At 72.7% G+C, this 10833-nt stretch carries 7 protein-coding genes; all 7 read right to left on the bottom strand.

Going from position 1 to position 10833, the window contains the following annotated elements; genetic code table 11:
- On the bottom strand, positions 1–350 hold a 350-nt coding region (locus ACFWVC_RS37895), incomplete at its 3' end, for a flavodoxin-dependent (E)-4-hydroxy-3-methylbut-2-enyl-diphosphate synthase (protein WP_384298924.1).
- Between the two features lie 100 nt (positions 351–450).
- The gene (locus tag ACFWVC_RS37900; protein ID WP_384298934.1) at positions 451–1776 is read right to left on the bottom strand and encodes a M50 family metallopeptidase; all 1326 of its coding nucleotides are present in this window, start codon (positions 1774–1776) and stop codon (positions 451–453) included.
- Entirely contained in the window at positions 1773–3050 is a 1278-nt protein-coding gene (gene dxr / locus ACFWVC_RS37905) for a 1-deoxy-D-xylulose-5-phosphate reductoisomerase (RefSeq protein ID WP_384298941.1), read from the bottom strand. Before dxr ends, ACFWVC_RS37900 begins: the two co-directional genes overlap by 4 nt.
- A gap of 77 nt (positions 3051–3127) precedes the next feature.
- The gene (locus ACFWVC_RS37910; RefSeq protein WP_384298947.1) at positions 3128–5065 is read right to left on the bottom strand and encodes an acyl-CoA dehydrogenase family protein; all 1938 of its coding nucleotides are present in this window, start codon (positions 5063–5065) and stop codon (positions 3128–3130) included.
- A gap of 130 nt (positions 5066–5195) precedes the next feature.
- A complete protein-coding gene (locus tag ACFWVC_RS37915; RefSeq protein WP_384298954.1) occupies positions 5196–7388 on the bottom strand; it encodes a M48 family metalloprotease in 2193 nt (730 codons plus the stop codon).
- Positions 7389–7519: 131 nt separating this feature from the next.
- Positions 7520–8965, bottom strand: coding sequence for an aldehyde dehydrogenase family protein (locus tag ACFWVC_RS37920; protein WP_384298962.1), 1446 nt, complete (start codon positions 8963–8965; stop codon positions 7520–7522).
- 88 nt (positions 8966–9053) lie between these two features.
- Positions 9054–10592: a PucR family transcriptional regulator gene (locus ACFWVC_RS37925; RefSeq protein WP_384298971.1), complete on the bottom strand. Its 1539-nt coding sequence runs from the start codon at positions 10590–10592 to the stop codon at positions 9054–9056.
- Between the last annotated feature and the right edge of the window lie 241 nt (positions 10593–10833).

Raw genomic sequence — 10833 nt, forward strand, 5'->3', positions numbered from 1 at the left:
TTCACCCGCACCGCCGCACAGCCCGCGTCGATCGCCGCGAACACGTACTTCGGCTGGAAGTGGATGTCCGCGATCACCGGGATCTGCGACTTCTTGGCGATGGTGGCGAGGGCGTCGGCGTCGTCCTGCGAGGGGCAGGCGACCCGCACGATCTGGCAGCCGGAGGCGGTGAGCTCGGCGATCTGCTGCAGCGTGGCGCCGATGTCCGCGGTGACGGTGGTGGTCATGGACTGGACGGAGACCGGTGCGTCGCCGCCGACGGCCACGGATCCGACCTGGATCTGGCGGCTCTTGCGGCGGTCGGCGAGCTTGATCGGAACGGACGGCATCCCGAGCGAAATCGCGGTCATGTGCGTGGCATCCCCAAAGTACGCGGATCGAGGTCCCGGCGGCATGGGCGGGCTCCGTTGAACGAGACTACGTCACCCCACCCACGCCGAGGACAGCGCGCTAGGTCAAACGCACCGGATTGATGAGATCCGCGGCCATGACCAGGGCCGTGAAGCAGATGAAGATCCCGGCGACCACATAGGCGACCGGCATCAGCTTCGCCACGTCGAACGGACCGGGGTCGGGACGCTGGAAGACGCGGGCCAGGTTGCGCCGCAGCGACTCCCACAGGGCGCCCGCGATGTGGCCGCCGTCCAGCGGGAGCAGCGGCAGCATGTTGAAGAGGAAGAGGGCCAGGTTGACCCCGGCGAGCAGGTTCACCATCAGGGCGATCTTCTGCGTGGCCGGCAGGGGCAGCGAGAAGACGTCGCCGCCCAGGCGTGCCGCGCCGATCATGCCGACCGGGGAGTCGGGCTGGCGCTCGGCGCCGGCGAAGACCGAGTTCCACAGCGCGGGGATCTTGCTGGGGAGCGCGGCCAGCGACCGGACGCTCTCCTCGGCGGCGGTGCCCATGTGGTCGATCGACTCGCCGAAGCCCAGCCGCACCACGCCGGTCGCGGGCGTGAAGCCGAGGAATCCGGCCTCGACGTACTTGCCGTCGACGGGCAGGCCCTGGCCGTCGGTCTTGATGACCTTGTTGGCGATCAGGTTGGCGTGCAGGTCGACGGTCTTGCCGTCGCGCACCACGGTGATGGTGGCGGGGCCGATGGTCTTGCGGATCTGCTGCTGCAGCACCGACCACTGGCTGTCGTCGACCTTGACCCCGTTCAGGGCCACGATCCGGTCGCGCTTCTGCAGTCCGGCGGCCTTGGCGGGCGCCGCCGGGTAGTCGCCCTGGGCGCAGGGGTCCTTGGCCTTGAGTGCCTTGGTGTCGGACGCGGGGATGACGCAGTCGGAGACCGAGCCGACCGTGGTGGTCTGGGTCTTGAAGCCGAAGGCCATGAAGAGCATCAGGAAGAGCGCGAACGCCAGGATCAGGTTCATGAAGGGCCCGGCGAACATCACGATCACGCGCTTCCACGGCTTGCGCGTGTAGAACATCCGGGTCTCGTCGCCCGGCTTCAGTTCCTCGTACGCCGCCGAGCGGGCGTCCTCGATCATCCCGCGGAAGGGCGAGGTGGAGCGGGCGGTGACCCGGCCGTCGTCGCCGGGCGGGAACATGCCGATCATGCGGATGTAGCCGCCGAGCGGGACGGCCTTGACGCCGTACTCGGTCTCGCCCTTGTGCCGTGACCAGATGGTCGGCCCGAAGCCGACCATGTACTGGGGAACGCGGATCTTGAAGAGCTTGGCGGTGGAGAGGTGGCCGAGTTCGTGCCAGGCGATGGAGACCAGGAGGCCCACGAAGAACAGGGCGATCCCCAGGACCCACATGAGTGCCGTCATACGCGTGCCGCCTCCGTTGTCGCCTGCTCCGCTTGTTCCGCAGCCAGTTCCCGGGCACGGGCTCGTGCCCAGCTTTCCGCTTCGAGGACGTCCTCGACGGTGAGAGAAGTTCCCGCCGTGGGGGTGCCGTGCTCCTCCACCACCCGCGCGACGGTGTCCACGATGCCGGTGAAGGGCAGCGTGCCCGCGAGGAACGCGGCCACGCACTCCTCGTTGGCCGCGTTGAACACCGCGGGGGCGGTACCCCCGAGGCTACCGACGCGGCGCGCGAGTGCCACCGCCGGGAACGCCTCGTCGTCGAGCGGGAAGAAGGTCCAGGTCGCGGCCTTCGTCCAGTCGCACCCCGGCGCGGCGTCGGGCACCCGCTCGGGCCAGCCCAGGCCCAGCGAGATCGGCATCCGCATGTCCGGCGGGCTGGCCTGGGCCAGGGTCGAACCGTCCGTGAACTCCACCATCGAGTGGACATACGACTGAGGGTGGACGACGACCTCAATCCGGTCGAAGGGAATGTCGAAGAGCAGGTGGGCCTCGATGACCTCCAGGCCCTTGTTGACCAGGGTGGCGGAGTTGATGGTCACCACCGGTCCCATGTCCCAGGTGGGGTGGGCCAGCGCCTGCTGCGGGGTGACCCCGGCCAGCTCCTCCTTCGTCCGCCCCCGGAAGGGGCCGCCGGAGGCCGTGACGACGAGCTTGCGGACCTCGGAGCGGGCGCCGCCCATGAGGGCCTGGAAGAGCGCGGAGTGCTCGGAGTCCACGGGCACGATCTGGCCGGGCTTGGCCACGGCCTTCACCAGGGGGCCGCCGACGATCAGCGACTCCTTGTTGGCGAGGATCAGGACGCGCCCCGCCTCCAGGGCGGCCAGCGTCGGGCGCAGCCCGATCGAGCCGGTGATGCCGTTCAGCACCGAGTGGCAGGGCCTGCGGGCCAGCTCGGTCGCCGCGTCCGGGCCCACCAGGACCTCGGGCAGCGGCTCGCTCCCGTACCGCTCGGCCAGGGCCTCGCGGAGCGGGCCGGCGGCCTTCTCGTCGGCGACGGCGACGGCCTGGGCGCCCAGCTGCAGTGCCTGGTCGGCGAGCAGCCCGACCCGGCCGCCCGCCGCGGACAGGGCGACCACCCGGAAGCGGTCGGGGTTGCGCAGGACGACGTCGACGGCCTGGGTGCCGATCGATCCGGTCGAGCCCAGGATCACGATGTCGCGGGGGCCGTCAGGGGCGGCGGTGGCCGTGTCCGGTCCGGTCGGCCGCAGGTGCGGGTCGGCGAGAGAGTCGGTCATCCCCCCATTGTGTCCGGTCGGCGGCACGCCGAGGGCACCGCCTCCGGGAAGCGGCGCCCTCGGGTGCGGCCGGCCGTTCAGCGGATCGGCCGGTGGACGTTCTCCTTGCCGGAGGGTCCGGGGTCGGCCGCGGCGATCCACGGGCCGTCGCCCGAGGGATCGACGATGCCGGCTTCGAGCCAGGTGTAGGCGCCGCCGAGGACGCCGTCGACCACCTTGCGGTCGATGGTGTCGGTGTTGGCCCACAGACGGCCGAACAGCTCCTCCACCCGCAGCCGCGACTGGCGGCAGAAGGCGTCGGCGAGCTGGTAGGCCTCGCGCCCGTTCTCGCCGCGGGTGCGCAGCATCTCGGCGCGGACGCAGGCGGCGCTCATCGCGAACAGCTCGGCGCCGATGTCGACGACACGGCCGAGGAAGCCCTGCTTGGTCTCCATACGGCCCTGCCAGCGGGACATCGCGTAGAAGGTGGAGCGGGCGAGCTTGCGCGCGCTGCGTTCCACATAGCGCAGGTGCACGGCGAGGTCGGGATGGCCCGTCGGGTGGAAGGCGCCGTAGGAGACCGGCAGTTGGCCGGGGCCGGCGACGAGTTTCGGCAGCCAGCGGGCGTAGAAGCCGCCGGCTTTCATGCCGGCCTTGGCCTTGTCGCCGAGGGCCTTGTCGGGGTCGATGAGGTCGCCGGCCACCGACAGGTGGGCGTCGACCGCCTCGCGGGCGATCAGCAGGTGCATGATCTCCGTCGAGCCCTCGAAGATCCGGTTGATGCGCAGGTCGCGCAGCAACTGCTCGGCGGGGACGGCTCGTTCGCCGCGTGCGGCGAGCGATTCCGCGGTCTCGAAGCCGCGGCCGCCGCGGATCTGGACGAGTTCGTCGGCCATGACCCAGCCCATCTCGGACGCGAAGAGCTTGGCGAGCGCGCCCTCGATGCGGATGTCGTTGCGGTTCTCGTCGGCCATCTGGCTGGACAGCTCCATGACGGCCTCGAGGGCGAACGTCGTCGCCGCGATGAAGGCGATCTTCGATCCGACGGCCTCGTGCCGGGCGATCGGCTTGCCCCACTGCTCACGGGCGACCGACCACTCGCGGGCGATCTTCAGACACCACTTGCCGGCCGCGACGCAGGACGCGGGCAGCGACAGGCGGCCGGTGTTGAGGGTGGTCAGGGCGATCTTCAGACCGGAACCCTCGGGGCCGATGCGGTTCTCGGCGGGGACCCGCACCCGGTGGAAGCGGGTGACGCCGTTCTCGATGCCGCGCAGGCCCATGAAGGAGTTGCGGTTCTCGACGGTGATGCCCTCCGAGCCGGCCTCGACCACGAAGGCGGTGATGCCGCCCTTGTGGCCCTCGCTCCTCGGCACCCGGGCCATGACGACCAGCAGATCGGCCACGACGCCGTTGGTGGTCCACAGCTTGACGCCGTCGAGGACGTAGGAGTCCCCGTCCGGAACCGCCGTGGTGGCCAGGCGCGCCGGGTCGGAGCCCACGTCGGGCTCGGTGAGCAGGAAGGCGGAGATGTCGGTGCGGGCGCAGCGCGGCAGGAACCGCTCCTTCTGCTCCGGGGTGCCGAACATCTTCAGCGGCTGGGGCACGCCGATCGACTGGTGCGCGGAGAGCAGCACGCCGACGGCGGGACTGGCCGACCCGACCAGGGCCAGCGCCTTGTTGTAGTAGACCTGGGTCAGACCGAGACCGCCGTACTTGGGGTCGATCTTCATGCCGAGGGCGCCGAGCTCCTTGAGCCCGTCGATGACCTCGTCGGGGATGCGCGCCTCGCGTTCGATCAGCGCGCCGTCCACCTTCGTCTCGACGAAGTCGCGGAGCTTGGCCAGGAACTCCTCGCCACGCTGGACCTGTTCGGTCGGCGGTGTGGGGTGGGGGTGGATCAGGTCGAGCCGGAAGCGTCCCAGGAACAGTTCCTTGGCGAAGCTGGGCTTGCGCCATTCCTGTTCCCGGGCTGCCTCCGCGACCTGGCGTGCTTCGCGTTCCGAGACGGTGGGGCGGGCTGGACTTGCGGACATGGGGGCATCACCTCGTGTCGTTACCGACCGGTGCTACGTGTTCGTTAGTACCCCGGTTCCGGCATGGTCACCAGCCCTCGCGCACGGAGTGCGGAGGACCGGTGACCTCCCGCCGGCCCCCGCCGGCGTCTCAGGCCGACGCGAGCAGCTTGCGCAGCGGCGCCGGGTCCGGTGCCGCGCCGTCCCCGGCGACCGGGTCGGCGAGTGCCCCGACGGCGGCGCCGAACTCCGCCTCGTCGGTGCCGTCGGCCAGGACCAGACGGACGCCCTGATGCCATGTCAGTTCCCAGTGACCCGCGCCCGATTCGGCGAGCGCCAGGCCGGCGAGGGCGGCGACGCCCTCATGCAGCGCGCCTTCCGGCAGCCCCTGCGCGACGGCCGGGAGGCGGCCTTCGTCGGCGGCGTCGAGCAGGGCCCCGACCGTCGGCTCGGTGCCCGCGGCGGACAGCGCGGCGCGCAGCGGCGCGGCGTTCTCCGTGAGCGCCAGACGCACCGCCGGATCCGCGAGGGCGCTCCACTCCACTCGGGTGAACGCCTGGGCCTCGCCGGTGAGCGTCGCGGCCTCCAGGGCGATCAGCAGTTGCTCCCGGTCCCGCAGCAGCTCCAGGGCCGGACGGTCCGGTCCGCCGGGGGCCGTGCCGGGCGTCTCGGAGGGCGCCGCCTCGACCAGGCGGACGCGCTCGGCGATCGGGGGGTGCGAGTCGTAGGGGGAACGCTGCTCGCGGGGCAGCCGGGCGCGCATCCGTGCCAGTTCCTCGCGCCGGGCGGGGTCTCCCAGGAACCGGCGCAGCCCGCCGTAGACCTCCCCCTCGGGCGGGAGGAGCCGGGCCGGGACGCCGAAGGTGGCGTACTGCCGCATGTAGTGGGCGAAGGCGACGTCCAGGATCGGGATCTCGCGCAGCGCGGAGGCGGTGGCGTCCCGCCCGGCGAGCCGTACGGCGGCCTGGTCGGCGGCGAGTTCCTGGGCGCGGCCGACGCTGTGCGAGGCGCGGAGGTAGAACTTCGCGTAGGCCGTGTAGATCGCGGCCATGGCACGGTAGGTGACGCCCGCCCCCGAGGTGTCGACCTCCTTGGCCTTGCGGCCCTTGGCCAGCGCCTTGGCGGCGCGCTCCTCCTGCCGGACCTGCTCGCGGCCCTGGGCGCGGGCGGCCCGCTCCTCGAAGTGGGCGATGGTGCGCAGGACGCGCTGCTGGCCGCGCAGGGTGATGGCGGACAGCCGGGTGTCGCTGTTGCCGTAGTGGCCGAGCTCATGGGTGAGGACGGCGTGCAGCTGGCGCTCGGTCAGCCCGGCCAGCAGCGGCATGCCGATGTACATGCGGCGGCGGCCGGCGATCAGTCCCAGCAGCCGGGACTCCTCGGAGACGGCGGCGTTGACCTCGCCGACGAGGACGATCTCGTCCGGCGCGCGGGTGCCGTAGCGCCCGGCGAGGTCACGGACCGCCGCCCACAGCCCGGGCTGCTGCTGCTCGGTGACGGGGACGCCCGCAGGCCCGTCGTCCTCCGAGCGGCGCAGCATGAACATGCCGCGGACGATGGGGATGGCCAGGACGACGCTGCCGATGAACACCTTGAGCGTGACCGCGCCCGAGGCCATCGAGGCGAACAGCGCGTCGACCCCGGCCAGCACGGCGAGCAGCGCAGCACCCAGCAGATAGAAGCCGGCGAGCAGCACCAGGGCGCGAACGGCGCGCAGCGTGGAACTCTTGGCCACGGCTGTCTCCGTGCCGGCGGGCAGCGCGGGCTCGGCGCGCACGGCACCGGCCGGCACGCCCTCGTCGGCGACGCCGTCGCCCGAGGTCAGCGAGGAGGCGCCGATGGTCGTGGCGGGCACGCCGAGCGCCGCGCACACCTGGCGCAGCAGTTCGTCGGAGCCCGGCTTCTCCTCCCCGGGGCGCGGGTCGTTGCGGACCTCGGCCAGGGCCGCCGCGGCCCCGGGACGGCCGAACCACTCGGCGCAGCGGGCGGCTTGGGCGTCCCACTCGGCGCGGTGCTCCGCGTACTCCTCCGGATCGGTGGGCGGCACCCAGCTCGCGGCCCACGCCATGGTCTGGCTGCCCTCGCCGTCCGGGCGCAGGAACACCGCGTACGCGACCTGCGGCGTCCCGACCAGCACCACGGCCGGGGTGTCCAGCCGCCGGGCGAGTCCACGCCCGGCCGGCACCAGGTCGTTGATGCCGATGCCCTCTCCCTCGGTCACCGGCGCGTCGAACAGCACCCCCGTGCCGCCCTCGCCCCCGTGGATCCAGCCGCCGGCCGGCCCGCCGGCCACTGCCTCCGCGGTCGCCCCGGCCTCCGCCGCGCAGACCACCGCATACGTTGCCACCTTGTGTTTCCCCTCCCCGGCGCCACCTCGGCGCCCCTGTGCGAGAGCGACACTTTACGTGGCCATGCCGAGAAGGGAACAACACGGCCGGGGCGCACCGCACATGCGCCCCGGCCGCTGGAAGGGGTGGTCTAAAGGGCGAGCCCGGTCAGCACGAGGACGCGCTCGTAGGTGTAGTCGTCCATCGCGTACTTGACGCCCTCACGGCCGACGCCCGAGTCCTTGACGCCGCCGTACGGCATCTGGTCGGCACGGTAGGAGGGCGCGTCGCCGATGATGACCCCGCCGACCTCCAGCTCCCGGTGGGCGCGGAACGCGGTCTGCAGGTCGTGGGTGAACACACCGCTCTGCAGGCCGAACCTGGAGTCGTTGACCATGGCGAAGGCCTCGCCGGTGCCGTCGGCCCTGTGCAGCGACAGCACCGGGCCGAAGACCTCCTCGGTGGCGATGATCGCGTCGGCCGGCAGGTCGGCCAGCACGGTCGGCTCGTAGGCGGCACCGTCGCGCGCGCCGCCGGTCAGCAGCTTCGCGCCCTTGGCCACGGCGTCCTCGACCCAGGACTCGACGCGCCGGGCCGCGTTCTCGTCGACCAGCGGGCCGACGTCGGTCGCCTCGTCCGACGGGTCCCCGGTGACCTGGGCCCTGACCTTGGCCACGATCTTCTCCACGAGCCGGTCGTAGACCGCCGTGTCCGCGACGACCCGCTGCACGGAGATGCAGGACTGGCCGCCCTGGTAGTTGGCGAAGGTCGCGATGCGGCTCGCGGCCCACTCCAGGTCCTCCTCGGAGGACCAGTCCGCGAGGACGACGGCGGCGGCGTTGCCGCCCAGCTCCAAGGTGGTGTGCTTGCGCGGCACCGAGTCCATGATCTGGTAGCCGACCCGGTCGGAGCCGGTGAAGGAGATGACCGGCAGGCGCTCGTCCTGGACCAGCGCGGGCATCCGGTCGTTGGGAACCGTCAGCACACTCCAGGAACCGGCCGGCAGGTCGGTCTCGGCCAGGATCTCGCCCAGTACGAGGGCCGAGAGCGGGGTGGACGGCGCCGGCTTGAGGATGATCGGCGTGCCGACGGCGATCGCCGGGGCCACCTTGTGCGCCACCAGGTTGAGCGGGAAGTTGAAGGGCGCGATGCCGAGCACGCTGCCGCGCGGGAAGCGGCGGGTCAGCGCGAGCCGGCCCACCCCGCCCGCGTCGGTGTCCAGGCGCTGCGCCTCTCCGCTGTTGAAGCGGCGCGCCTCCTCCGCCGCCCAGCGGAACACCGAGACGGCGCGGCCGACCTCACCGCGCGCCCACTTGACCGGCTTGCCGTTCTCCGCGGTGATCAGGCGCGCGATCTCCTCGGTGCGCTCGGCCAGCCGCTTGGACACATGGTCCAGAGCGGCGGCGCGCACATGCGCCGGAGTCGCGGCGAACTCGGCCTCGACGGCCTTGGCGGCCGCGACCGCCTCCTCGACCTGCTCCTCGGTCGGCACGCCGACCGAGGCCACGACGCTGCCGTCGTACGGGTTCACGACATCGAAGCTGTCCTCGCCGGTGACGGGGCGGCCGGCGAGCCAGAAGGCGGTGGAGGTGCTCATGCGCACACCGTAGGACGGCCTGCACCCGGACGGGTCTGTCCACCGCGGAGTACCGGCCCGGCGGGATGCGCCGTTTCGGCAGGTGATGTCAGCGGCCGGCGGCCTTCAGGGCGAGCCACAGCTCCATCCGCACGTCCGTGTCGTCCAGCGAGCGGCCCAGGATCTCCTCGACCCGCCGCATCCGGTAGCGCAGCGTGTGCCGGTGCACCCCGAGGTCGGCCGCGGCGGCGTCCCACTGGCCGTGCCGGGACAGCCACGCCTGCAGGGACGCGACGAGGTCGCCGCGGGCGGTGGCGTCGTGCTCGCGCAGCGGGCGCAGCAACCCGTCCGAGAACGCCCGTACGGCGTCCTCGCTCAGCAGCGGCAGCACCGAGCCGGTGCCGACCTCGTCGTGCTCGACCAGGCTCCGGCCGCGGCGCCGCGCGACCGCCAGCGCCCGCTCGGCCTGCTCATGGGCGCCGGGCACGGCCGCGGAGCCGACCGGGGCGGACAGCCCCGCCACGAGGTCGTCGTCGCTGTCGATCGCCGCCAGGCACGCGGCGAGCACCGCGCCCTCGGCCGAGGCCAGGACCGTCAGCCGGTTCCCGTCGCGCACCGCCAGCACCGGCTCGGCGGAACGCAGCGCCGCCGCCTCCACCCGCTCGGCCAGCAGGCCCACCGCCCCGGCGGCGGTCTCCACCGGTTCGGCCACCAGGACGCGCACGGGTGCCTCCAGCAGCCCGCCGTACAGCCGCCCGGCCACCGTGCGGGCGTGCTCGGTCTCCCCCACGAGCAGCATCCGCAGCAGCGCGCCGCCGAGCCGCTGCTCGGTGTCCTGCAATGTGCGCGACTGCTCCAGCGAGAGCGTCAGCAGGGCCACGGCCGCGTGCACGATGTAGCGGGCGGAGGTGTCCAGGCGCTCCTCCGTCCCCACGGCGAGGAAGCCGCGCGGGCGGCGGCCCGTGCCGAGCGACTGCAGTTGCACCCGGTCCTCCGTACCCGCCGGGCCCGCCACGGACGCGCTCGCCGGTGCCGGCTTCCCGCGCAGCCGGTCCACCTCGCCGGCCAGCCGTGCGGCCCGCCGGCCCGCCCACTCCGGGGCGGCGGCCAACACGGCGCCGGACGCGTCGTACAGCGCCGCCCAGCCGTCCAGATGCGCCGCCAGCCGGGCCAGCAGCGCGCCCGTCCCGTCCGGCGCCAGCGCGGCCCGGGTCAGCTCCCGCTGCGCCTCGAAGCCGGCCGTCACCGCCTTGTACTGGTCCGCGGCTATCGCCGCCGACACGGCCTTGCTGATCGCGATGAACGGCGTCTTGCGCGGCACCTCCAGCAGCGGGAGCCCGTGCGCCTCTGCCGCCGCCACGAGTGCCTCCGGCACGGTGTCGTGACTCAGCCCCACGCCGAAGCCCAGCCCCACGACGCCGGCGCGCGCCAGACGGGCCACGTACTGCGCGAGCGCGTCCGGCGAGCCCATGTCCAGCTTCAGGCCGGTCGTCAGCAGCAGTTCCCCGCCCTCCAGGTACGGCGCGGGGTCGTCCAGCTCGCTGGTGTGCACCCAGCGGACGGTCGCCTCGTCGGCGTCGGCGCCTCCGGCGAGGGCCTTCAGCTGCAGGGCGGGATTCCGCAGGAGGGACGTGAGGGTTGGCGGCACGGTCTTTTTCTCCATGGCGGAGTACGGTCTCTTCCGATTCTGCCTCACGGTATACCTGCGGTGCGGGCAGGTTCTTTTCCCCGCCCTCCCGCCCGTGTGCCCTGTGAAGTCAGTGACCCCGGCGCCCGTATCAGTGGGTGCCGGGGTCGGGGCCTCCGGGGCTGGCCATTCTGGACAGCACATTTTGGTGCCTCGGGCACTGTCCGTTGGTCACTCCGGGTTGTGCACCCAAATATGCTCC

Source organism: Streptomyces sp. NPDC058691 (assembly GCF_042714775.1).
Lineage (GTDB): Bacteria > Actinomycetota > Actinomycetes > Streptomycetales > Streptomycetaceae > Actinacidiphila.

Coding starts and splice junctions, on each gene's coding strand:
- ACFWVC_RS37900 (WP_384298934.1), bottom strand. CDS start 1,776: ATGACGGCACTCATGTGGGTCCTGGGGATCGCCCTGTTCTTCGTGGGC.
- dxr (WP_384298941.1), bottom strand. CDS start 3,050: ATGACCGACTCTCTCGCCGACCCGCACCTGCGGCCGACCGGACCGGAC.
- ACFWVC_RS37910 (WP_384298947.1), bottom strand. CDS start 5,065: ATGTCCGCAAGTCCAGCCCGCCCCACCGTCTCGGAACGCGAAGCACGC.
- ACFWVC_RS37920 (WP_384298962.1), bottom strand. CDS start 8,965: ATGAGCACCTCCACCGCCTTCTGGCTCGCCGGCCGCCCCGTCACCGGC.